This is a genomic window from Streptomyces pactum, assembly GCF_002005225.1.
In the GTDB taxonomy this organism is placed as follows: Bacteria; Actinomycetota; Actinomycetes; order Streptomycetales; family Streptomycetaceae; genus Streptomyces; species Streptomyces pactum_A.
Window position 1 is genome coordinate 7169047 of the sequence record NZ_CP019724.1, and the last position, 22635, is coordinate 7191681.

21 protein-coding genes and 3 pseudogenes are annotated in these 22635 nt (G+C 74.7%); 16 read left to right on the forward strand and 8 right to left on the reverse strand.

Annotation, left to right across the window (positions count from 1 at the left end; genetic code table 11):
• Positions 1–142 precede the first annotated feature (142 nt).
• Entirely contained in the window at positions 143–1102 is a 960-nt protein-coding gene (locus B1H29_RS30990; protein WP_055420793.1) for a hypothetical protein, read from the reverse strand.
• 85 nt (positions 1103–1187) lie between these two features.
• Here B1H29_RS30990 and B1H29_RS30995 point away from each other — a divergent pair, with 85 nt between their 5' ends.
• Positions 1188–1625, forward strand: a complete 438-nt coding sequence (locus tag B1H29_RS30995; protein WP_055420792.1) for a DUF4442 domain-containing protein — start codon at positions 1188–1190, stop codon at positions 1623–1625.
• Positions 1626–1733: 108 nt separating this feature from the next.
• The gene (locus B1H29_RS31000) at positions 1734–2360 is read left to right on the forward strand and encodes a DedA family protein (RefSeq protein WP_055420791.1); all 627 of its coding nucleotides are present in this window, start codon (positions 1734–1736) and stop codon (positions 2358–2360) included.
• Positions 2361–2512: 152 nt separating this feature from the next.
• Here the strand turns inward: B1H29_RS31000 and B1H29_RS31005 are convergent, their stop codons facing one another.
• Positions 2513–3049: a gamma carbonic anhydrase family protein gene (locus tag B1H29_RS31005; protein ID WP_055420947.1), complete on the reverse strand. Its 537-nt coding sequence runs from the start codon at positions 3047–3049 to the stop codon at positions 2513–2515.
• A 107-nt stretch (positions 3050–3156) separates the two neighbouring features.
• On the opposite strand from B1H29_RS31005, the gene B1H29_RS31010 reads away from it, so the two are divergent.
• Entirely contained in the window at positions 3157–3960 is an 804-nt protein-coding gene (locus tag B1H29_RS31010) for an acyltransferase (protein ID WP_055420946.1), read from the forward strand.
• Between the two features lie 76 nt (positions 3961–4036).
• A complete protein-coding gene (locus B1H29_RS31015) occupies positions 4037–4594 on the forward strand; it encodes a YbaK/EbsC family protein (protein ID WP_055420790.1) in 558 nt (185 codons plus the stop codon).
• 4 nt (positions 4595–4598) lie between these two features.
• On the opposite strand, the gene B1H29_RS31020 is transcribed toward B1H29_RS31015, so the two are convergent.
• Together B1H29_RS31020 and B1H29_RS38250 are read right to left on the reverse strand one after the other, a co-directional pair.
• Complete coding sequence (locus B1H29_RS31020) at positions 4599–5666, reverse strand: cation diffusion facilitator family transporter (protein ID WP_055420789.1); 1068 nt, start codon at positions 5664–5666, stop codon at positions 4599–4601.
• Entirely contained in the window at positions 5663–5836 is a 174-nt protein-coding gene (locus B1H29_RS38250) for a hypothetical protein (RefSeq protein ID WP_159027854.1), read from the reverse strand. The genes B1H29_RS31020 and B1H29_RS38250 overlap by 4 nt, the downstream gene beginning before the upstream one ends.
• A 9-nt stretch (positions 5837–5845) precedes the next feature.
• On the opposite strand from B1H29_RS38250, the gene B1H29_RS31025 reads away from it, so the two are divergent.
• Positions 5846–6205 carry an ArsR/SmtB family transcription factor gene (locus B1H29_RS31025; RefSeq protein WP_055420788.1) on the forward strand — a complete coding sequence of 120 codons (360 nt, stop codon included), beginning with the start codon at positions 5846–5848 and terminating at the stop codon, positions 6203–6205.
• Positions 6206–6212: 7 nt separating this feature from the next.
• Here the strand turns inward: B1H29_RS31025 and B1H29_RS31030 are convergent, their stop codons facing one another.
• Positions 6213–7436: a 4-hydroxybenzoate 3-monooxygenase gene (locus tag B1H29_RS31030; protein ID WP_234393138.1), complete on the reverse strand. Its 1224-nt coding sequence runs from the start codon at positions 7434–7436 to the stop codon at positions 6213–6215.
• Between the two features lie 161 nt (positions 7437–7597).
• Between B1H29_RS31030 and B1H29_RS31035 the strand changes: the two genes are divergently transcribed.
• The 3 genes from B1H29_RS31035 to B1H29_RS31045 all read left to right on the forward strand — a co-directional run bounded on the left by B1H29_RS31035 (position 7598) and on the right by B1H29_RS31045 (position 11893).
• Positions 7598–9034: a hypothetical protein gene (locus B1H29_RS31035; RefSeq protein ID WP_055420786.1), complete on the forward strand. Its 1437-nt coding sequence runs from the start codon at positions 7598–7600 to the stop codon at positions 9032–9034.
• 232 nt (positions 9035–9266) lie between these two features.
• The gene (locus B1H29_RS31040; RefSeq protein WP_055420785.1) at positions 9267–10451 is read left to right on the forward strand and encodes an AAA family ATPase; all 1185 of its coding nucleotides are present in this window, start codon (positions 9267–9269) and stop codon (positions 10449–10451) included.
• Positions 10448–11893, forward strand: coding sequence for a vWA domain-containing protein (locus tag B1H29_RS31045; RefSeq protein WP_079160554.1), 1446 nt, complete (start codon positions 10448–10450; stop codon positions 11891–11893). The genes B1H29_RS31040 and B1H29_RS31045 overlap by 4 nt, the downstream gene beginning before the upstream one ends.
• A gap of 12 nt (positions 11894–11905) precedes the next feature.
• Here the strand turns inward: B1H29_RS31045 and B1H29_RS31050 are convergent, their stop codons facing one another.
• The gene (locus tag B1H29_RS31050) at positions 11906–12313 is read right to left on the reverse strand and encodes a CoA-binding protein (protein ID WP_055420784.1); all 408 of its coding nucleotides are present in this window, start codon (positions 12311–12313) and stop codon (positions 11906–11908) included.
• A gap of 150 nt (positions 12314–12463) precedes the next feature.
• Here B1H29_RS31050 and B1H29_RS31055 point away from each other — a divergent pair, with 150 nt between their 5' ends.
• From B1H29_RS31055 to B1H29_RS31075, 5 genes are all read left to right on the forward strand, one after another.
• A complete protein-coding gene (locus tag B1H29_RS31055) occupies positions 12464–13174 on the forward strand; it encodes a hypothetical protein (RefSeq protein ID WP_055420783.1) in 711 nt (236 codons plus the stop codon).
• The gene (locus B1H29_RS31060; protein ID WP_055420782.1) at positions 13171–13713 is read left to right on the forward strand and encodes a SixA phosphatase family protein; all 543 of its coding nucleotides are present in this window, start codon (positions 13171–13173) and stop codon (positions 13711–13713) included. The genes B1H29_RS31055 and B1H29_RS31060 overlap by 4 nt, the downstream gene beginning before the upstream one ends.
• Positions 13714–13730: 17 nt before the next feature.
• Entirely contained in the window at positions 13731–14357 is a 627-nt protein-coding gene (locus B1H29_RS31065; protein WP_055420781.1) for a YigZ family protein, read from the forward strand.
• Positions 14358–14460: 103 nt separating this feature from the next.
• A complete protein-coding gene (locus B1H29_RS31070) occupies positions 14461–15624 on the forward strand; it encodes an exonuclease SbcCD subunit D (RefSeq protein ID WP_055420780.1) in 1164 nt (387 codons plus the stop codon).
• The gene (locus B1H29_RS31075) at positions 15621–18614 is read left to right on the forward strand and encodes an AAA family ATPase (RefSeq protein WP_079160556.1); all 2994 of its coding nucleotides are present in this window, start codon (positions 15621–15623) and stop codon (positions 18612–18614) included. The genes B1H29_RS31070 and B1H29_RS31075 overlap by 4 nt, the downstream gene beginning before the upstream one ends.
• A 9-nt stretch (positions 18615–18623) precedes the next feature.
• Here the strand turns inward: B1H29_RS31075 and B1H29_RS31080 are convergent.
• A pseudogene (locus B1H29_RS31080) lies at positions 18624–19071 on the reverse strand (Lrp/AsnC family transcriptional regulator).
• On the opposite strand from B1H29_RS31080, the pseudogene B1H29_RS31085 reads away from it, so the two are divergent.
• From B1H29_RS31085 to B1H29_RS31095, 3 genes and pseudogenes are all read left to right on the forward strand, one after another.
• Positions 19045–19326: pseudogene (locus B1H29_RS31085) on the forward strand (rhodanese-like domain-containing protein); the annotation flags it as partial. The pseudogenes B1H29_RS31080 and B1H29_RS31085 sit on opposite strands and share 27 nt — an antisense overlap.
• Positions 19327–19350: 24 nt before the next feature.
• A complete protein-coding gene (locus B1H29_RS31090; RefSeq protein WP_055420944.1) occupies positions 19351–19869 on the forward strand; it encodes an immunity 21 family protein in 519 nt (172 codons plus the stop codon).
• A 174-nt stretch (positions 19870–20043) separates the two neighbouring features.
• Positions 20044–20927 (forward strand): annotated as a pseudogene (locus B1H29_RS31095) (SDR family oxidoreductase).
• Between the two features lie 10 nt (positions 20928–20937).
• Here the strand turns inward: B1H29_RS31095 and B1H29_RS31100 are convergent.
• On the reverse strand, positions 20938–22626 hold the full coding sequence (locus B1H29_RS31100; protein WP_055420778.1) for a DUF885 domain-containing protein: 1689 nt from the start codon (positions 22624–22626) through the stop codon (positions 20938–20940).
• Positions 22627–22635: the final 9 nt, after the last annotated feature.

Sequence of the window (22635 nt, forward strand, 5' to 3'; positions counted from 1 at the left end):
CTCCCGCGCGATCCTCCGACCGGCTCCCCGTGATTTTCGGACCGGCTTCCCGCGATCGGCGGACCGGCTTCCCGGGAGTCCGTGGACCGGCTTCCCGGGAGTCCGCAGATCGGCCACTCGGGAGCCCGTGGGCGTGTACTCCCTAGTCCGCGGGCGGGTACTCCCGGACGGTGGCGAGGATCTTTCTGACGGTGGTGTCCGGGACCTCGTCGCCGACGTCCGCCGCGCCGAAGAACGACCAGGAGACGAGGTCGCCGTCGGCGGCCTCGAAGGCGAACGTCGTCGCCTTGCCGTCCACGTCGCACTTGCCCTTCCTCTCCACCCCCGACGAACGGGAGGTGGCGACACTGCCCTTGATGCCGGAGGCGGTGGTGAAGGAGGTCACCGGCCCCGTCGTGACCTTGTCCCGGGCCGGCTGGGCGAAGGCTCCGTAGACCCAGGCCGCCGAATCGGTCCGGGCGATCTCCTCGGTGCTCCGTGCGCCGTTGTTGCCGCGTGTGCCCGCGCTCGCCAGGGGCGTGTAGTCGACCGAGCCGTCCCGGTCGCCGTCGGCCCCGCACCACTTCTCCTCGAGCACGGCCGGTGCCTTCATGGCGACCAGCGGCTTCTCCTCGGGGTCGTCGTCCTCGGTGACGTAGGTGACCCAGTCGCGCGACTGGAGCGCCCAGGAGGCCGGTACGTCGAAGGCGATGCCCTGACCGCGGTTGGCCACCATGCGCCAGCCGGCGACGGTCGGCTTCGGGCCGTCGTCCCCGTTGCGCGGGTTGTCGGCGGCGGACGCCGGTGCCGAGGAGACGGCGGGTCCGGGATCGGCCCGGTCGTCCTCGCCGCCGCCCAGGAGGACGGCCCCGGTCACGGCGGCGGCCACCACGACGACCGTGGCGGCGACGACCGCCGTCAGTTTCGTACGACCGCCGGATCCCCGGCCGGTCGGCGGGGCGGCCGTGACCGTGGGGGCGTTCCAGGGGGCGGGCCCCTGCCCGGCGTACGGCTGCTGCTGTTGCTGCTGGTGGCCGGCCTGCTCGTACGGGTTGGGCCGCTCGTACGGGTTGGGCCGCCGCGGGTCCGCTGCGCCGGTGGGTGACTGCTCTCCTGGCCACATGGGCGGCAAGCATACGGCGATCATCCCGGATGTCTGGCCCCAAGATGCTACTCACGGGTAACCTGCCGTCATGAGCGCAGATCAGATGTCGATCGGCGAGTTGCTCGCCGCCACGGTGCCGATGGTCCGGACCCTGAACCTCGAGTACCTGGAGACCACTCCGGAGAAGGCCGTGCTGGCCCTTCCGGACCAGAGCGAATACCGCAACCACGTCGGCGGACCGCACGCCGGAGCCATGTTCACGCTGGGCGAGTCGGCCAGCGGCGCGATCGTGCTGGCCGCCTTCGGCGACCAGCTCTCCCGGGCGGTGCCGCTGCCGGTCACCGCCGAGATCGCCTTCAAGAAGATCGCGCTCGGTCCGGTCACGGCCACCGCGACCCTCGGCCGCCCCGCCGCCGAGGTGGTCGCCGAACTGGACCAGGGGGCCCGCCCCGAGTTCCCGGTGAGCGTCGCCATCCAGCGCGAGGACGGTGCCGTGACCGGTGAGATGACCGTCATATGGACCCTGCGTCCCAATAGCTGACGACCGTCGAACCGGTAGGCTTCCCGGGTCGCCTCGTCCGAGGCGACCCGGGAAGCGGCGCGAGACCCACCCGGAACGCCTCAGGGACGCGAATCGGAGGGCCTGGCCTTGCACGTCCAGGAATGGCTCGACACGGTGCCCGCGGCGGCCGTCTACGCCGTCGTCGGACTGGTCATCGGTCTGGAGAGCCTGGGTATCCCGCTGCCGGGCGAGATCATCCTGGTCTCGGCGGCCCTGCTCTCCTCCCAGCACGGCGGCGTCGACCCGCTGCTCCTGGGCGCCTTCGCCAGCGCCGGCGCGGTGATCGGCGACTCCATCGGATACGCCATCGGCCGCAGGGGCGGCCGGCCACTGCTGGCCTGGCTGGGCGGGAAGTTCCCCAGGCATTTCGGCGAGGGGCACATCGCCACCGCCGAACGGTCCTTCCAGAAGTGGGGCATGTGGGCCGTGTTCTTCGGCCGCTTCGTCGCCCTGCTCCGGATCTTCGCCGGTCCGCTGGCCGGCGTCCTGCGGATGCCGTACTGGAAGTTCCTGATCGCCAACGTCCTCGGCGGCATCGTCTGGGCCGGCGGCACCACCGCCGTCATCTACTACGTCGGTGTCGTCGCCGAGTCCTGGCTCAAGCGCTTCTCCTGGCTGGGGCTGGTCGCGGCCGTGGCCATCGGCGTCACCTCGATGCTGGTCCTGAAGCGCAAGGCGAAGAAGGCCCAGCCCCTCCCCGCCGCCGCCGAGTAGAGGTGCCCGAGGGGGAGCGGGGCCGTGTTGACCCGCGACTCCCCGGGGCGGGCGCGACCAGCCGCGGACACCCGCGGACAACACCGGCGGACAACCCGCGACCACCGGCGGACAACCCGCGGACACCCGCGGACAGACCCGTGGACGGCCTCCTACCGGACGCCCCCCAACGCCTCCCGGTGCTCGGTGGCCAGCGCCGCGTACATCGTCCCGTTCAGCGTGACCCCCTGACGCTCCTCCTCCGTCAGCTCCCGCTTCACCTTCGCGGGTACGCCCGCGACCAGCGAGCCCGGCGGCACCCGCATGCCCTGCGGGACCAGGGCCTGCGCCGCGACCAGGGAGCCGGCGCCGATCACCGCGCCGTTGAGGACCGTGGCGCCCATGCCGATGAGGCAGTCGTCCTCCACGGTCGCGCCGTGCACCACGGCGTTGTGCCCGATGGAGACGCGCTCGCCGACGGTGACGGGGAAGCCCGGGTCGGCGTGGAGCGTGCAGTTGTCCTGGACGTTGCTGCTCGCGCCGACGGAGATCCGCTCGACGTCGCCGCGCAGCACCGCGCCGTACCAGACGCTCGTCCCCGCGTGCAGCGTCACGTCCCCGATGACCGAGGACGTCGGCGCCACGAAGGCCTCCGCGTCCACCTTCGGGTCCTTGCCGCCGATGCCCGTGATCAGCGCCTTCTGCGTCATCATCGCCTCCTGCTCGGGTGGTGTACGGCACCGTACGCCACCCGGTGGGGTGAAGATCACAGGCCGCCGCGGTCATGGCCGCACCGCACGCCGACTACCGTGAGCGGGTGCCGAAGCGCAAGAACACGTTCTCGTCCTGGCGGAGCCGGCTGGCGCAGCGGGCCGTCCACGCGGGCTGGGCCTGGGTGCAGCGCTCCGGTTCCGTCACCGCCGCACACCCCGGACGCTTCCGCTTCGGCGCGCTGGGCACGGGCACCCGGCTCGCCTTCCCGCTCGGCACGGTCTTCGGCGAGCCCTGGATCCACGTCGGCGCCCACTGCATCATCGGCGAACAGGTCACCCTGACCGCCGGACTCATGCCCGACCTCGACCTGGGTCCGGAGCCCATCCTGCGCATCGGCGACGGGGTCGTCCTGGGCCGCGGCAGCCACGTCATCGCGGACACCACGGTCACCATCGGCAGCGACTGCTACTTCGGCCCGTACGTCTACGTCACCTCCACCAACCACTCCTACGACGACCCGCACCAGCCCATCGGCAAGCAGTGGCCGCGGATGGACCCGGTGGAGATCGGTCCCGGCTGCTGGATCGGCACCGGAGCGGTGATCCTGCCGGGCGCGCGGATCGGGCGCAACGTGGTGGTGGCCGCCGGGGCCGTGGTCCGGGGCGCGGTCCCCGACCACGCCGTGGTGGCGGGCGCCCCGGCCCGCGTCGTACGGCGCTGGACACCCGGCGAGGGCTGGCAGCCACCGCTGCGGACCCCGGCACCGGTGCCGATTCCCGACGACGTCACGCCGGGACAGCTTCGGGCGCTGTCGAAGCTGGACGACGAGGCGGTGGCCCGGCTCGCCGAGCTGGACGACCGGGCCGCCGGGACGGGCAGGCTCGCTGAACCGGCCGCCGAAAGCTGACCGGGGCGGTCCCCGGTGCCGCCCGTCCGCTGAGACGACGGTCCGCCGGGCCGGCCGCTGTTGTTAGCGTGCGGCCATGCACGCACCCATCGGGAACTTCGACAGCGCCAAGCCCGCCCCGGACGCCCTCGACGAGCTGACCCGGCCGGTCGCCGACGCCGTGCGCCACTGGCGTGGCGGTGTTCCCGCCGACCAGATCGTCTACGTCGACACCGACCCGGAGTGGGCCGACACCGCCACCTTCGTCGAGCACTACGGCCGTGAGCTGCTCGCACAGTCCGCCAACTGCGTCGTGGTCACCGGCAAGCGGGGCGGCGGCACCACGCCGGCCGCCTGCGTGGTGCTCTCCACCACCCGGGTCGACGTCAACGGTGTCGTCCGCCGTCACCTCGGCGCGCGCAAGGCCTCCTTCGCCTCGATGGACATGGCGACCGGCGAGACCGGCATGGAGTACGGCGGCATCACCCCGGTCGGTCTGCCCGGCGACTGGCCCGTGCTGGTGGACTCGGCCGTCGTCGACCTGCCGTACGTCCTCGTCGGCAGCGGACGCCGGCGCGGCAAGCTGCTGGTGCCGGGCAAGGCCTTCGCGGAACTGCCGGGAGCCGTCGTACTGGAGGGGCTGGGCGTCGCCTGACCGTTCAGGCGGTGGTGTGGTGGGCCAGCGCCAGATGCGGGTCCGCCTCACCCGGGGCCGGTGCCGGGTCGGCGTGGACGAGGGCGGCGGTGAGCCGCGGCACGGCGTGCAGCAGGGCGTGCTCCGCCTCGACGGCGATGCGGTGCGCCTGCCGGACCGTCGCCTCGCCGTCCACCACCAGGGCCACCTCGGCCCGCAGCCGGTGCCCGATCCAGCGCAGCCGCAGCTCACCCACCCCGCGCACGCCGGGCACCTCGGCCAGTACGCGCTCGGCCCGGTCCACCAGCACCGGATCGACGGCGTCCATCAGACGCCGGAACACCTCGCGCGCCGCATTCCGCAGGACCAGCACGATCACGGCCGTGATCGCCAGCCCCACGACGGGGTCGGTGAGTCGCCAGCCCAGCGCCGCGCCCCCCGCACTCAGCAGTACGGCCAGCGAGGTGTAGCCGTCCGTCCTGGCGTGCAGTCCGTCGGCGACCAGTGCGGCGGAGCCGATCGCCCGGCCCACGCGGATGCGGTAGCGGGCCACCCACTCGTTGCCGGCGAAGCCGACCAGGGCGGCCACCGCGACCGCCGGTACGTGCGCGACCGGACGCGGGTCGAGCAGCCGGTCCACCGCCGTCCACGCCGCCAGGACCGCGGACGCGGCGATCGTCAGGACGATGACGATGCCGGCCAGGTCCTCCGCCCGCCCGTAACCGTAAGTGAAGCGCCGGGTGGCCGCGCGCCGGCCCAGGACGAAGGCGATGCCCAGCGGTACGGCGGTCAGCGCGTCCGCGATGTTGTGCACCGTGTCGCCGAGCAGCGCCACCGACCCGGAGACCACCACCACGGCCGCCTGCGCCAGCGCCGTCGCGCCGAGCACCGCCAGTGACACCCACAGGGCGCGCAGCCCGCGGGCCGAGGACTCCAGGGCCGAGTCCAGGTGGTCGGCACTGTCGTGGGAGTGCGGGGCGAGGCGGTGCCAGGGGCGGGCGGGGGAGCGGTGGCCGGGGGTGTGGGCCCCGTCGTCGGGGTGGTGGGGGTGGTGATGCCGATGGCCGCGGTGCTGCCGGTGCGGGTCGCTCACGGGGGTGCCCCTTCCGGTGGTGGTCCGGTGCGGTTTCCGGGTGCGGTGTTCAGGTTGCGGTGGTCCGGCGTGGTGTTCAGGTTGCGGTGGTCCGGTGCGGACTTCAGGTTGCGGTGGTCCGGTGCGGTGGTCGGGGTGCGGTGGTGGACGCCCGGCATCCTTCCCGCCATTATGTGCGTATGAGCGCACGCATGCACCTGTCACCTGCGGACGATGCGCACCCGCGCACACCCGGCGAGGAGCAGTTCGCGCTCGCTGCCGAGGTCCTCGCCCTGCTCGGTGACCGCACCCGTCTCACCCTGCTGCACGCCCTGACCGGCGGTGAGGCCGACGTCACCACCCTCACCGAGGCGTGCGGGGCCGCCCGGCCCGCGGTCAGCCAGCATCTGGCCCGGCTGCGGCTCGCGGGGCTGGTGAGCACCCGCAAGGAGGGGCGGCGGGTCGTGTACGCGCTGCGCGACGGGCACCTGCGCCGCCTGGTCGACGAGGCGCTGAACGTGGCCGACCACCGGCTCGGCGACCGGCCGCTCCACGACTGAGGGGACCTCAGCCGGTGGTACGGGTGCCGAGGTACTGCTCGGCGAACGCCGCCGCCGCGAGGGGTGAGCCGAACAGGCGCCGCAGCCTGGCCAGCGCGGCGCCCGCACGGTACGGGTCGCCCGACGCCGTGCCGTGGTACATCTCCCCGAGCCACTCGGAGAACTCCTGGTAGTCCCACACCTGGGCGAGACACGTGGCCGAGTAGCCGGACAGGCCGGTGCCGTCCCCCTGCGTGAGCTGCGCGACCAGCCCGTCGCCGAGCAGGAAGGCGTCGTACAGGGCGAGGTTCATGCCCTTGGCGGCGATGGGGGCGGTGAGGTGGGCCGCGTCCCCGGCCAGGAAGAGACGCCCGAAGGCCATCGGCTCGACGACGTGACTGTGCATCTCCAGGACGCGTCTCTCGAGCAGTCGCCCCTCCTCGAGCGGCGGCGCGCCGACCGCGCCGAGCCGTTCCCGCAGCTCCGCCCAGACCCGCTCGTGCGGCCAGTTCCCCGGGTCGTCGCCCGGCGGGCACTGGAGGTAGTAACGGGTCACCTCGGAACTGCGCGCCATGTGGCCGGCGAAACCGCGCGGGTGCATGCCGAAGACGACACAGTCCGCGGACGGCGGCGCCTCGGCCAGCAGCGCCAGCCAGCCGACGCCGTAGTCGTGGCGTGCGACACGGACCCGGCCGGGTGGCAGCGCGGCCCGCGACACCCCGCGCGCACCGTCGCAGCCGGCGACGAACCCGGCTTCCACCACACGCCGTTCACCGGAATCGGGGCACACGTACGACACCGACGGCCGGCCGGATTCCAGCCCGTGCAGGCGGACGTCCCGGACGCCGAACCTGATCTCCCCGCCCCGCACGTCCGCGTACTCCCGGACCAGGTCCGTCACCAGGAACTGCTGCGGGTAGACGAAGTGGTGACTGCCGGTCAGGCGGGTGTACTCGAAGCGGTACCGCTCCCCGTCGAACCGGAACTCGCACTCGGTGTGCGCCTGCGCCCGCTCGAGCAGGTTCCGTGCCAGTCCGCGTCGTTCCAGCCCGCGTACGGCCCGCTCCTCGATGACCCCGGCGCGGGGCCGTCGCTCGATGAAGTCCCGGGTCCCGGCCTCCAGGACCAGACAGTCGACACCTGCCGCGCGCAGGATGTTGCCGACGGTGAGCCCGGCGGGTCCGGCGCCCACGACGACGACCGAAAAGTGTTGCGGTGCCCGGAAGTTGGTGTCCGGAAAGGCTGCGTTCACTCGCCGCATTATGTCGGCGGCGGGTGGCCCACGGGAACGTCCCGGGCGGCTCTCGGTGCGGAAAACACATGGCAGTGAGAGGTCGGCGCGGCTATGCTCCCCGCGATGACTACTCCTTCCGGTTTCAGATTGGGGGACCCATCCGCGCAAGGTGAGTGCTGATGGCCACTCACCTCGCGAACGGGGACACCCGCCTTTCCTTCTGGCGGCGCGTGCGCGAGTTCGCCGTGCCGCCGTCCATGATCGATGCCGCGACCGCCCGCCGCCGGGCGGGGGACTGGGCCGGGGCGTGCGCCGCCGCGGGCATCGACGTCGACCTCGACCTGCGTTCCGTGGCACGCACGCACGGCCACGACCTCGCCGCCCGCGTCCGGTCCGATCTGCGTCACCTCGCTCCCGACCTGCTGCGCTGGCACATGCCGAGAATCGCTCCGGACGGGTTGCTGCGTCCGGGCCTCACGCTCACCCTGGCGCGGTACGACATCGCGGGACGCGAGGGGGCACCTCCGGTGCACCTCGTGGTGCGGACCCCGCCCGCCCGGGCGGACGGCGGCCAGCGGTTCAGCCTGGCCCTGTGGGACGGCTCCGGCCCGGAAACCGGCGCCCCGCGGCACCCGCATCCCCGGCCCGGCCGGCGGTTCCGCCTCGATCTGCACCGCCACCTGTGGGACGCCCGCAGAACCGGTGAACTGCGTGTCCGCTCGGGTGCCGACCTGCCGCCCGCCGACGACCCGCCCGAATTTCCCGGCCTGCTCGGAACCCTGCCACCAGGGCGTCGGTGTGCCGTCGACCGGTGGGCGGCTGAGGCGCGGCTCCTGCTCCGCGCCGAGGGCCGGCCGAAGCTCGGCATCCCGACCGTCACCGTGCGGCTCGGGGCCGGGCGACGGCTGGCCCTGGAACTGGTCGGGGACGTCGAGGACGTCCAGGACGCCGAGGGCGGGGACGGTACAGGTGGGCCCGCGCTGCGGATAGGGCCGGCGCCCGCCCGCGGAGCCGCGTCCGCGCTGCCGGTGCTGCCCGACGCGGCGACCTGGGTGCCACCGGACCTGGAACTGGTGCGCGCCGGTGCGATCGACGCCGCCCGGCTGCATCCGTTGGTGGCTTCCGCGCTGACCCCGGGCCACGCGCCCGCGGCCTCGCCCCGGCCTCCGGACCGGCCGGAGAAGACGCGGCCGGTGGACTGCCGGGGAGCCCGGCACCGTATCGGCCTCGTCGACGGCGCACTGGCGGCGCTCGACCACGACCCGGCGGAGATCCGCCGGGAGGAGTTGCTGGCCGCGCTGACCGGCACGCCGCTGCCCTGCCTCCAGGCCATCGACGAGGCCCACCGGCGCCCGGAGTGCCTCCCGGACATCCGCGAACGCCTCAACCACGGCGACACCGTCGGCGCCCTCGCCGTCGTCGAAGCCCTGCTGGGTCCGGCCGCCCGTCTGCGCGACGGGGCGCTGCGGGACGAACTCGAGGCCGCCGCACTGCGGCGGATCGCCTACGGGATGTTCCGCGCGGGCCTCGACGGACCCGGCCCGGGGCGCGTCCGTCCGGACCGTCAGCGGCCCCGCCCAGGGCGCTCCCGCCCGCGCCACGCCACCCACGACTGACCCGGGGAACTCCCTCTCCGCACGTCCCTCCCCGCACCGACTCCCACCACCACGAACCCACAGGTGATGACATATGACGACTTGTGCTCCCCTGCCCTCCGTACCCGCCGTCGGCTCGCCCGCCGCCCCCTCCGCTTCCGCGGCCCTCTCCGCTTCCGCTTGCGCTTCCGCGGACCCCGCCGTCCCTGACTCTGCCGCCTCCCAGCTCGACGTCGCCGGTGAGCTGCTGACCATGCTGCGCGACTCGACCACCGAGCCGAGGCCCGACATCCAGCTCGAGGCACTCACCCTGGCCGTGGCCGCCGACCTCCCCGTGCTGCTCTGGGGTGAGCCCGGGATCGGCAAGACCGCGGCCCTGACCCAGCTCGCCGCCGCCCTGGACCTCCCGCTGACCACCGTGATCGCCAGCGTGCACGAGCCGTCCGACTTCTCCGGGCTGCCCGTCGTCGGTGACGACCCCGCGGAGCAGGGCGTCCCGATGGCACCGCCGGACTGGGCGGTGCGGCTGGTGCGGGCCGGCCGGGGGCTGCTGTTCCTGGACGAGCTGTCCACCGCGCCGCCCGCCGTGCAGGCCGCCCTGCTCCGCCTCGTCCTCGAGCGGCGCATCGGCGCGCTTCGGTTGCCGCCCGGCGTCCGGATCGTGGCCGCCGCCAACCCGCGGTCCTCGGCGGCCGACGGCTGGGAGCTGAGCCCGCCGCTCGCCAACCGGTTCGTCCACCTCCAGTGGACCCACGACCAGGACGTCGTCGTACGGGGCCTCGGCGGGACCTGGCCCCGGGCGACCCTGCCGCGGCTCGACCCGGACGGTCTGGCGGAGGCCGTGGGCTACGCCCGCCGCGCGGTGTGCGCGTTCCTCACCGCCCGCCCCGGGCTCGTGCACCGGCTGCCCAGCGGCGAAACGCGCCGGGGCGGCGCCTGGCCGTCGCCGCGGAGCTGGGAGATGACCCTGTGCCTGATCGCCTTCGCGACCGCGGCCGGCTCCTCCAGGGAGGTGCTCTCCCTGCTGGTGCGCGGCACCGTGGGCGACGGACCCGGGCTGGAACTGATGGCCGGACTGGACCGGATGGACCTGCCGGACCCCGAGACGCTGCTCGCCGATCCGTCCGGTGCCGTCCTGCCCGAGCGGGGCGATCTGCGCCAGGCCGTGCTCGACGGCGTGGTGGCCGCGGTACGCAAACGCCCGGAGAAGTCCCGCTGGGACGCGGCGTGGGCACTGCTGGCCCGGGCCATGGAGACCGGCGCGCCGGACGTGGTGGTCGTCCCCGCGACCACGCTGGCCGGCCTGAGGCGGCAGGACTGGGACGTCCCGGCGTCGATCGACCGCCTCGCCGGAGCCATGTCCCTGTCCCGGCGCGCGGACCGGGCGGCGGACCGGGCGGCGGCGCGGAACGCGGGCACCGCGAAGGCGGCACGATGAACACGCCCGCGTCGAGTACGGCGGCGAGCGCACCGACTCCGGTGTCCGCGCCGTCTCCTGCGCCCCCTCAGGTGTCCGCCTCGGCTCGGGCGAGTGCACCGCCTCAGGTGTCCGTGTCGGCTCCGGCGGACCCCCAGGCCCGGACGGACCCGCAAACCCGGACGGACCCCCGGGCCCGGACGGACCCCCAGGCACCGGTGAGGCTCGACCTCGACAAGCTCTTCGCCGCCCGGCTCCAGGCGGCGAGGGCCCGGCCCTACCTGGCGACGGCGCTGTTCGCCCTGTGCGTCGTCCCGTCGCGGCGGGTGCCGACGATGGCCGTCGACCGGTACTGGCGGTGCTACGCCTCACCGGTCTTCGTGGACCGGACGCCCCTGGAGGAACTGGCCGGGGTCTGGGTGCACGAGGTGTCGCACCTGCTGCGCGACCACCACGGGCGCGGTGACCGGGTCGCGCGGGAGCGCGGACTGACCGGTCCCGCGGAACGGCTGCGCATGAACATCGCCGCGGACTGCGAGATCAACGACGACGTGTTCGGCGACGGGCTGGTCCGGCCCGAGGGCGCGGTCGATCCCGGGCTGTTGAGGCTGCCCGAGGGGCAGCTCATGGAGGACTACCTGCGCCAGTTCCGGCTCGGGCGGCTCACCGAGAGTGTGGCCTGGCTGGACTGCGGCAGCGGCGCCGACGGCCTCGAACGGGAGTGGGACCTCGGACCGGACGGCGCGGACGGCCTCAGCGAGCAGGAACGGGACGCCGTGCGTTTCCGGGTGGCACAGGGCATCAACGCCCGCCCGGGCCACGCCCCGAAGGGGTGGCAGCGGTGGGCGGAGCAGGCCTTCCACCCGCCGCAGCCCTGGCGGGAACTGCTGGGCGCGGCGGTCCGCTCGGCCGCCTGTGGAGGCGGCGCGGGCGAGGACTACACGTACGGCCGGCCGGCGCGGCGCTCGGCCTCGCTGCCCGGCGTCGTGCTGCCGAGCCTGCGGCGCAGACCGCCCCGGGTCGCCGTGGTCATCGACACCTCCGGGTCGGTCAGCGACGCCGAACTGGGCAGCGCGCTCCTGGAGGTCGCCGCGATCGCCCGCGCCGTCGGCGGCCGCCGCGACCTGGTCACGGTCGTGCCGTGCGACGCGGCGGCCCGGGTCGCCCACTCCCTGTGCCGTGCCGAGGGGATCCCCCTGGTGGGCGGGGGCGGAACGGACCTGCGCACGGGCTTCTCCAAGGCGCTGCGCGGGCGTCCCGCACCGGACGCCGTCGTGGTCCTGACCGACGGGCAGACGCCCTGGCCGGACACCCGGCCGCCCTGCCGGACGGTGGTGGGCCTGTTCCCCCGGCAGCGGGCGCGCGCCTCCTGGGACGAGGACGATCCCGACCACGTGCCGGACTCACCGCCCGACTGGGTGCGCGTGGTGGAGATCGGGTCGGCCCCGCCCGGTGGCCGGTGAGGCGGCGCGGGCTCAGCCGAGCCGCGGGATCTCGATCGCCGGGCAGCGGTCCATCACCATCTCCAGGCCCGCGGCCCGGGTCCGCTCGTACGCGGCCTCGTCGATCACACCGAGCTGGAACCAGACGGCCCCGGCGCCCTTCGCGACCGCCTCCTCGGCGACCGGTCCGGCCAGGTCGCTGTTGACGAAGACGTCGACGACGTCCACGTCGAAGGGGATGTCCGCGAGGGACGCGTACCCCCGCTCGCCGTGCACCGTCTCGGCCTTGGGATGCACCGGCACGACGCGCTTGCCGAAGCGCCGCAGCACCTCGGCGACGCCGTACGCCGCGCGCTCCCGGTTGGAGGACAGGCCCACCACGGCCCAGGTGTCGCCGAGCTCGGTGAGGATCTTGCGGACGGTTGCCTCGTCGCCGTACACCGGCGGCCTCCTTGGACTCCTGGACGACTCGCGTGCCGGGTCTTCCGGTCGGGACAACGGACGGCGGTGTGCGGAGATTCCCCGCGCGGCGGGGAGGGCGGCGAGCGCGCCCCCTGTGCGCCACCGTCCCGCCCCGCCTACGCTCACCCCGTGCTGCGCATCATCGACGCCCGGACCTCAGAGCCCGCCCCCGCCGCCCCCGCCCGGCGGGCACCGACCCGTGTCGAGGCGCACGCGCCGGGCCATGACACGACCGGCCTGCGCGTGCTGCTCGTCGCCGACCTCCTGGTCCGCGCCCTGGAGCTCGACGGCACGCCCACCTGGGCCCTGCTGACCGGCGTGGACGAGAAGGCGGGGCTGCGTGCGGCCGCGGCCGCCCTCGGCATGCGGCCCTTCGAGGACGGCGGCGCCGCCGGCACCGGCGCGGGCCAGACCGTGCACGTCGTGCGCGAGGGCGAGGCCAGTTCGGACGGGACGACGGTCGCCGTCGCCCGCGTGGACACGGCCGGACCGGGCCCCGACGATCCCGACGCCCTGCGTCTCGCCCTGCTGGAGCGGCACCACCGCGCGCGCGTGCGGCTCGACGCGGCCGTGCTGGACGACGCCCGGGACACGCTCGCGCGCTGGCGCCGCGCGGTCGCCGCCTGGGCGCGGCAGCCGTCGCGTCCCGTCCCGGGCGAGCTGCGCGACCGACTGCGCGCCGCCTGGGAGGACGACTTGGACGCCCCCGGGGTGCTTCGGCTCCTGCGCCGGGTGGAGACCGATCCGGACCTTCCGGACGGAGCCCGGTTCGAGACCTACGCCTACGCCGACCGGTTCCTCGGCCTGCACCTCGCCCGGGACATCGGAGCCCCGGCGTGATCGCGCGCCCGGGGGCGGGCCCGCTGCGCCGCCTGGTCGTCCTGCGGCACGCCAAGTCGGCCCGCCCCGACGGTGTCGCCGACCACGACCGCCCCCTCGCCGGGCGCGGTCGCCGCGACGCCCCCGCCGCCGGACGGGCCCTCGCGCAGGCCGACCGGCTGCCGGACCTCGCCCTGTGCTCCACCGCCGTACGTGCCCGGCAGACCTGGGAGCTGGCCTCGGCGCAGTGGGGCACCCCACCGCCGGTGCACTACGACCCGCGGCTGTACGCGGCCGGCGCACCGGACCTGCTGGAGGTGGTGCGCGAGGTGCCCGCCGAGATCGGGACGCTGCTCCTGGTGGGCCACAACCCGGGCCTGGAGGAGCTGGTCCTCGAGCTGGCCGGGGACGCGCTGGACGACACGCTGGACCGGGTCCGCGTGAAGTTCCCGACGTCGGCGGTCGCGGTACTCGCCTGGCACGGCACCGACTGGCGGGCCCTGGCCCCGCAAGCGGCCCTGCTGACCGCGATGACCGTGCCGAGGGGCGGGCGACGGTGAGCGCATAGGCTGGCCGGATGCAGGACGAGTACCGCACGGTCGCCCGCGCGGGTGTGCACGAAACCGAGATCAACCGCTCCCGCTTCCTGTGCGCCCTCGCGCCGGCCGCCACCGAGCAGGAGGCTCAGGCGTTCGTGGCGGCCGTACGCAAGGAGCACGCGGACGCCACCCACAACTGCTGGGCGTACGTCATCGGGGCCGACGCCGCCGTGCAGAAGGCCAGCGACGACGGCGAGCCCGGCGGCACCGCCGGTGTCCCGATGCTCCAGATGCTGCTGCGTCGCGACATGCGGTACGTCGTCGCCGTCGTCACCCGCTACTACGGCGGCGTCAAGCTCGGCGCCGGCGGACTCATCCGCGCCTACGGCGGCGCGGTCGGCGAGGCCCTGGACGACCTCGGCACGCTCACCCGCCGCCGGTTCCGCCTGGCCACGGTGACCGTCGACCACCACCGGGCGGGCCGGCTCCAGAACGACCTGCGCACGGCGGGACGCGCGGTACGCGACGTGCGGTACGCCGAGGCCGTCACCCTCGAGATCGGCCTGCCGGAGGCCGAGGTGGACACCTTCCGTGCCTGGCTCGCGGACGCCACCGCCGGGTCGGCCGGTTTCGAACTGGGCGGTGAGGCGTACGGGGACGCATAACAGTGCGGCAAAAGGGGCGTAACGCCCCTTAGGGGGCGGGCTCGAAGGGCGAAACGGGAGTAACCACCCGGGCTGTCGGACCCTGCCGTTAGTCTCGGGGATCATGCGACTGCTGCACACTTCCGACTGGCATCTCGGCCGGGCGTTCCACCGGGTGAACATGCTCGGCGCCCAGGCCGGATTCATCGGCCACCTCGTCGAGACCGTGCGCGAGCACGGCGTCGACGCCGTGGTCGTGTCGGGGGACGTGTACGACCGGGCGGTGCCGCCGCTCGCCGCCGTCGAGCTGTTCGACGACGCCCTGCACCGGCTCGCCGACCTCGGTGTGCCGACGGTGATGATCTCCGGGAACCACGACTCGGCCCGCCGCCTCGGTGTGGGCGCCGGACTCATCGACCGGGCCGGTATCCATCTGCGCACCGACCCGGCGGGATGCGGGTCCCCGGTCGTGCTGGAGGACGCGCACGGGGAGGTGGCCTTCTACGGGCTGCCGTACCTCGAACCCGCCCTGGTGAAGAGCGAGTTCGGGGTCGAGAAGGCAGGACACGAGACCGTGCTCGCCGCCGCCATGGACCGGGTCCGCACCGACCTCGCCAGGCGCGCGCGGGGAACGCGGTCCGTGGTCCTCGCGCACGCCTTCGTCACCGGCGGCGAGCAGAGCGACAGCGAACGGGACATCACCGTCGGCGGGGTGGCCGCCGTGCCCTCCGGTGTCTTCGACGGCGTCGACTACGTGGCGCTCGGGCACCTGCACGGCTGCCAGACCCTCACCGAGCGCGTCCGCTACTCCGGCTCCCCGCTGCCGTACTCCTTCTCGGAGCACCGCCACCGCAAGAGCATGTGGCTCGTCGACCTGGACGCCGAAGGCTCGGTCACCGCCGAGCGGGTCGACTGCCCGGTGCCTCGCGGCCTGGCCCGGCTGCGCGGCACCCTGGAGGAACTACTCGCCGACCCCGGGCTGACCCCGCACGAGGAGGCATGGGTCGAGGCGACCCTCACCGACCCGGTCCGCCCGGCCGACCCCATGGCCCGGCTCACCGGCCGCTTCCCGCACACGCTGAGCCTCCTCTTCGACCCCGAGCGGGCCCCGGACGACCCGGCCGTGTCCTACGCGCGGCGTCTCGCCGGGCGCAGCGACCAGCAGATCGCGGAGGACTTCGTGACGCACGTGCGCGGCGCCGGACCCGACGGCCACGAACAGCTCGTGCTGCGGGACGCCTTCGACGCGGTGCGCGCGGACGAGACCGTGCGGGAGGTGGCCCGGTGAGGCTGCACCAACTGGACGTCACCGCCTTCGGGCCCTTCGGCGGATCGCAGGGCGTCGACTTCGACGACCTGTCGGCCGCCGGACTCTTCCTGCTGCACGGCCCCACCGGCGCCGGCAAGACCTCCGTCCTCGACGCCGTCTGCTACGCCCTGTACGGCTCGGTGCCCGGCGCCCGCCAGAGCGGCCAGGGCATGGCCCTGCGCAGCGACCACGCCGCCGTCGGCACGCGCACCGAGGTGCGCCTCGAACTCACCGTCGCCGGACGGCGGCTGGAGGTCACCCGGCAGCCGCCCTGGGAGCGCCCGAAGCTGCGCGGCAAGGGCACGACCGTCGACAAGGCCCAGACCTGGCTGCGCGAGTACGACGCGGGTGCCGGGACCTGGAAGGACCTCAGCCGCTCCCACCAGGAGGTCGGCGAGGAGATCACGCACCTGCTCGGCATGAGCCGCGAGCAGTTCTGCCAGGTCGTGCTGTTGCCCCAGGGCGACTTCGCGCGCTTCCTGCGCGCCGACGCGGAGGCGCGCGGTAAGCTCCTCGGCCGGCTCTTCGACACCCGGCGCTTCGCCGAGGTCGAGAAACGCCTCGCCGAGCGGCGCCGCACCACGGAGGCGCGGGTGCGCGAGGGGGACGCCACGCTGCTGGCCGACGCCCACCGGATGCAGCAGGCCGCCGGCGACGCCATGGAACCGCCGGAGCTGGCGCCGGGCGAGCCGGGACTCGCCGAAGCCGTCCTCACCGCCGCCGCCGTCGCCCGCAGCACCGCCCGCGAGCTGCTGGCCGTCGCCGACTGCCGGCTCACCGCCGCCGAGTCCGCCCAGGCCGCCGCCGAACGCGACTTGGCCGCCGCACGGGAACTGGACCGGCTGCAACGCAGGTTCGGCGAGGCACGGGAGCGGGCGGCGCGGCTGGCGGAGCGGGCCGACGCCCACCGCACCGCGCAGGCCCGCATGGAGCGCGCCCGCAAGGCCGAAGGCGTGGCCCCCGCACTGGAGTTGCGGGACGCCGCCGACGCCGAACACCGGCGGGCCGCGGCCGCGGAGGAACGCGCGCGTGCCCCGCTGTCCCAGGACCTCGCGGACGCCGGTGCGGCGGGGCTCGCCGCCGCCGCCCGCCGGGCCGCCGAGGAACTGGGCGGGCTCGACTCGGCCCGCCGGGCCGAACGGCGCCTCGCCGAGCTGGTCGGTGAGCGGACCCGGCTCGACCGGCAGGAACGCGTCGACGAGGACGTCCTGCACGAGGCGGAGAGCTGGCTCGCCGACTGGGAGACCACCCGCACCGCACTGCAGGCCCACGTCGACTCCGCGCAGGAAGCGGCGACCCGCGCCGAACAGCTCGCCGTGCAGCGCGACCCGGCACAGCGGCGGCTGAACGCGGCCCGGCAACGGGACCAGTACGCCGCCGACACGGAGGACGCCCAGCGGCAGGCCCTCGCGTCGGCCGAACAGGCCGTCGAGGCCCGTGCCCACTGGCTCGACCTCAAGGAACAGCGGCTGAACGGCATCGCCGCCGAACTCGCCGAAGGCCTCACCGAAGGCGCACCGTGCGCCGTGTGCGGCGCCACCGAACACCCCGACCCCGCACGCAGGATCGCGGGGCACGTCGACCGCGAGGCGGAGGAGCACGCCCTCGCCGCCTACCAGGCCGCCGACGAGCGGCGCGCCGTAGCCGAACGGCGCCTGGGCACCGTACGGGAGGCGCTCGCCGCCGCCACGGCGGAGGCCGGGGACGCACCCACCGCCCGGCTGACCGAAGAGGCCGAGGAACTGGAGCGGCGGTACGCGCGGGCGCGGGCGAGCGCCTCCGGGCTGCACGCCGCGCAGGAGGAGCTGCGCCGCGCGGAGCACGAGCGGGAGCAGCGGATCGCCGCCCAGCAGCAGGCCGCCGTCCGGGCCGCCTCCCGGGTCGGCAACCGGGAGCGGCTGGAGAGCGAACGGTCCGCGCTGGAGGAGGAGCTGACGCGGGCCCGCGGCACCGCCGACAGCGTGGCGGCACGGGCCGCGGAACTGGGGCTACGGGCCGCGCGGCTGACGGAGGCCGCCGACGCCGCCCGCGTCGCCGAGGACACCGCCCAGCGGCTCAAGGACGCCGACGCCCGCCTCGCCGACGCCGCCTTCCGCGCGGGCTTCGACACTCCCCGGGACGCCGCCGCCGCGCTGCTCGACGACACCGCCCACCGCGAGCTGCAACGCCGGCTCGACGCCTTTGACGCCGAGGAGGCCGCCGTCCGCGCGGTCCTCACCGAGGCCGACACCGCCGCCGCGGCCCGGCGGCCGCCCGCCGGCCTCACCGCGGCGGAACACACCGCCGCCGACGCGGGCCGGCGCCTGCGCGAGGCCTCCTCCGCGCGCGACGCCGCCGCCCGGCGCTGCGCCGAGCTGGACCGGCTCTCCGCGCACGCCACCACCTCCGTGCGCCGGCTCGCCCCGCTGCGCGAGGAGCACGGCCGCGTCGCCCGCCTGGCCTCCCTCGCGGCGGGCACCTCCGCGGACAACGAACGCCGGATGCGCCTGGAGTCGTACGTGCTGGCGGCCCGCCTCGAACAGGTCGCCGCCGCCGCGACCGCCCGGCTGCAGCGCATGTCCTCCGGCCGCTACACCCTCGTCCATTCCGACGACCGCACCGGGCGCGGCCGCAGCGGCCTCGGCCTGCACGTCGTCGACGCCTGGACCGGCCGCGAGCGAGACACGGCCACACTGTCCGGCGGCGAGACGTTCTTCGCCTCGCTCGCCCTCGCGCTGGGCCTCGCCGACGTCGTCACGGACGAGGCCGGCGGCGTCCGCCTGGACACCCTGTTCATCGACGAGGGCTTCGGCAGCCTCGACGACCAGACCCTCGACGAGGTCCTCGACGTCCTCGACGCACTGCGCGAACGGGACCGCAGCGTCGGCATCGTCAGCCACGTCGCCGACCTGCGACGGCGGATCCACGCCCAACTGGAGGTCGTGAAGGGCCGGTCGGGCTCGGTGCTGCGGCAGCGGGGCGACGGCTGAGCCCGCCCCTCAGCGGCCCGGCGGGCGCCGGGGGAGCGGCGAGGAGCAGACGATGCTCGTCGTGACCGACCCCAGCGCGTCGATCCGGTCCGACACCTTCTCCAGGTGCCGCATCGAACGCGCGGCGACCTTGATGACGAAGCAGTGGTCCCCCGTGACGTGGTGCGCCTTCAGGACCTGGGGCGTGACCGCGACCAGGTCGTGGAACGCTTGTAGTCGCCCGTCGGATGACGCAGCCGCACGAAGGCCAGGGGATCGGCAGCCCCGGTCGGTCGGGGCCGACGACCGCCGCGTACCCCTGGATCACCCCCGCCTTCTCCAGCCGGCGCACCCGCTCGGTCGGCGCGCTCGCGGACATCGACACGGCACGGGCCGACTCGGCGAAACCGGCCCGCCCCGTCCCGCTGGAGGACGTCGAGGACGTGCGGTCGGTGGCGTCCCGGGAAAACGTCGTCATCCGGGATGGATGGCAGGGACCGGCCGACTCCTCGACCCGGCCGTGCCGGTGGTGACGTACTGCTGGGGCCCGGGCTGTGACGGCGCGACCCGGACCGCCCTCGCCCTCGCCGAACTCGGTCACCCCGTCGAGGAGACGCTCGGCGGCTTCGGGTACCGGGCGCGCGAGGGCTTCGCGTACGAGACCCGGCAGGGCACCGAGCGCCACCCCGCCGACCGGTTCACCGCGCCGGTGGACGCGGCCGACCGCGGTTGCCGACGGGCGTGTAGGTTCTGCCGCATGGTGCGATACGCGGAGCCGGGCGCGGTGGAATGGGTCGAGTCGGGCGGAGGTCCGCTCATAGCGGTCCCGGAGACGGTCCTGCCGTTCTGGACCGGTGCCGACGGCGAGGAGACGGCCTCCGACTACGACCGGGCCTGCGAGGTCGACGGTCAGGTCGGCCTCCTCCCGGTCGGCGACTGCGCGGCGCTGGTGCTCGGAGACGAACCCGCCTCCACCGCCTATCTGCCCGACCACGCCGCCTTCGTCCGCTGGTGCGCCGCGGACACCGAGGACGAGGTGCTGGCCGGTGTCCCCGCGGCCCTCGACGCGGCCGAGTGGGAGCCCGAGGTGTCCTGGCAGGTGCCCGGCCCCGTGCTCCTCTTCGACGCGGCCTGGCCCGGCACCGCCTGCGACCGCGCCGACCACGTGCGGGTCGCCCTGGATCCCGGCCGGTACGCGGTGCGCGCGGCCGAGGTGCGCCCCGGGCCGGAGACCTGGCTGAACGTCGTACAACTGCGGCGGCTCGCGGACCGATAGCCACGGTGGTCGGCGGGCTGTTGGCCACCGCGGTCAGGGTGCCGTTAACCGCCGCGGTCGGTGGGCCGTTGGCTACGGGTGCCGGTGTCCCGTTGCCCACGGGGGCCGGTGGGCCGTCAGCCACCGCGGTTATCGGGCTGCGTCGTTGCGGCGGGCCAGCCATGATGGGTGCCCATGCCACGACTTCCGCACCCCGCCCCCGAAGACCTCCGCCGCGACCCCCTGCCGCTGCGCGGCCGGACCGCCCTCGTCACCGGAGCCAGTCGGCGCGGCGGCATCGGCCACGCCGTGGCCCGGCGGCTCGCCGCGTACGGGGCGAGCGTCTACCTGCACCACCACGTCCCGCACGACGCCGCCATGCCCTGGGGCGCCGACCGGCCCGAGGACGTGGTCGCCTCCGTGCGCGCGGCACTCGGCGACCCGGACGCCACCGTGGCGGCCGGTCCCGGCGACCTCACCGACCCGGCCGCACCCGGCGAACTGGTCGCCACCGCCGCCGAAGCGCTCGGCGGGCGACTGGACATCCTGGTCGCCAACCACGCCCTGAGCGGCTCCGACGGCACCCTCGACACGATCGACGCCGCCATGCTCGACGCTCACTGGCAGGTCGACACCCGCTCCGTACTGCTGCTCGTCCAGGCCTACGCCCGGCTGCGCGCCGCCCTGCCGCCCCGCACACCCGGTGGACGCGTCGCGATGATGACCTCCGGCCAGGACATCGCCGGCGGCATGCCCGGCGAGATCGCCTACGCCCTGCAGAAGGGCGCGCTCGCCTCCATCACGCGCTCCTTGGCGACGACCCTCGCCGAGCACGCGGTCACCGTGAACGCGGTCAACCCCGGGCCCGTGGACACCGACTACATGACCGGCGAGGACTACGAGGCCATCGCCGCGCTCTTCCCCGCCGGGCGGTGGGGCATGCCCGACGACCCGGCCCGCCTCGTCGGGTGGCTCGCCACGGACGAGGCGATAGGGGTCTCCCCGGCTCGAACGTAGTTGAGAGCTGGGGAAGGGTCACCGGCCAGGTCGTCGACTCGGAGGGCGGGTTCAGGCGGTGAGCGGCCCGGCTCAGAGCCGGGACAGCTCGTCCACCAGGTCGTCCAGGCCCAGCGAGCCCTGGGAGAGGGCCGCCATGTGCCAGGCCTTCGGGTCGAAGGCGTCACCGTGCCGCTTACGGGCGTTCTCCCGGCCCAGCAGCCACGCCCGCTCACCGAGCTTGTAGCCGATCGCCTGGCCGGGGATCGTCAGGTACCGGGTCAGCTCGCTCTCCACGAAGTCCGCCGGACGGCTGCTGTGCGCACCGAAGAACTCCTGGGCCAGCTCCGGCGTCCAGCGCTCACCGGGGCGGAACGGGGAGCCGGCCGGGATCTCCAGCTCCAGGTGCATGCCGATGTCCACGATGACCCGGGCGGCCCGCATCATCTGCGCGTCCAGGTAGCCGAGCCGCTGCTCCGCGTCCGTGAGGAAGCCCAGCTCGTCCATCAGCCGCTCCGCGTACAGCGCCCAGCCCTCGGCGTTGGCGCTGACCATGCCGACCGAGGCCTGATAGCGGGACAGGTCCGCCGCCACGTGCGCCCACTGGGCGAGCTGGAGGTGATGGCCCGGCACACCCTCGTGGTACCAGGTGGAGACCAGGTCGTAGACCGGGAAACGGGTGAGACCCATCGTCGGCAGCCAGGTGCGGCCCGGCCGCGAGAAGTCCTCCGAGGGGGGCGTGTAGTACGGCGCCGCCGCGCTGCCGGGCGGGGCGATCCGCGACTCCACCCTCCGCACCCGCTCGGCGAGTTCGAAGTGGGTGCCGTCCAGCGCCTCGATCGCCTGGTTCATCAGGCCCTGCAACCAGTCGCGGACCTCGTCGACGCCCTCGATGTGCTTGCCGTGCTCGTCCAGGTGCGCCAGCGCCACCCACGGCGTTTCCGCCCCTGGCAGGATCTTCTCCGCCTCCTGCTTCATCTCGGCCAGCAGCCGGTGGTACTCGGCCCAGCCGTACGCGTACGCCTCGTCCAGGTCCAGGTCCGTGCCGTTGTAGTAGCGCGACCAGCGGGCGTAGCGTTCGCGGCCCACCGTGTCCGGGGCGCCCTCGATCGCCGGGGCGTACACGTCGCGCATCCAGTCCCGCAGCTCCACGACGGCCGTGGTCGCGACCCGGGCCGCCTCGTCCAGCTCCGCACGCAGCGCCTCGGGGCCGGCCGACGCGAAGTCCTCGAACCAGCCGCGGCCCTCGCCCGTGTCCGCCCACTCGCCGAGCTGCTCGACGAAGGTGGCGGTCGGGCGCGGGGACGCGTACAGCTTGCGTTCCAGACCCAGGGACAGGGATTCGCGGTAGCCCCCGAACGCCGCCGGCACCGCGCGGAGCCGCTCGGCGATCCGCGCCCAGTCGTCGTCCGTCAGGGTCGGCGTCACGGTGAAGACCTCGCGCACCGAATGGGCGACGGTGCCCATGTTGCCGACCGAGCGCAGGCCCTCCTCCGCCTCGTGCACCGCGAGTCCGGCGGTGAGGCGCTCGCGCAGCAGCCGGGCGCAGCGCCGCTCCACGTCACTGTCCCCACCGGGCCGGCGCTCCGCCTCGTCCAGTTGGCCGAGCGTGGTCCGCGCCAGCTCCGCGAGGGCCTCCTGCCCCGCGGGCGAGAAGTCGGGCAGGCGGCTGGAACTCGCCGGCACGCCGAGGAACGTACCGGTGACCGGGTCGAGGGCGATGAGCTCGTCGACGTAGGCGTCGGCGACCTCGCGGGGCAGCGGGCTCTTGGTCTCTGACATGCGGACATA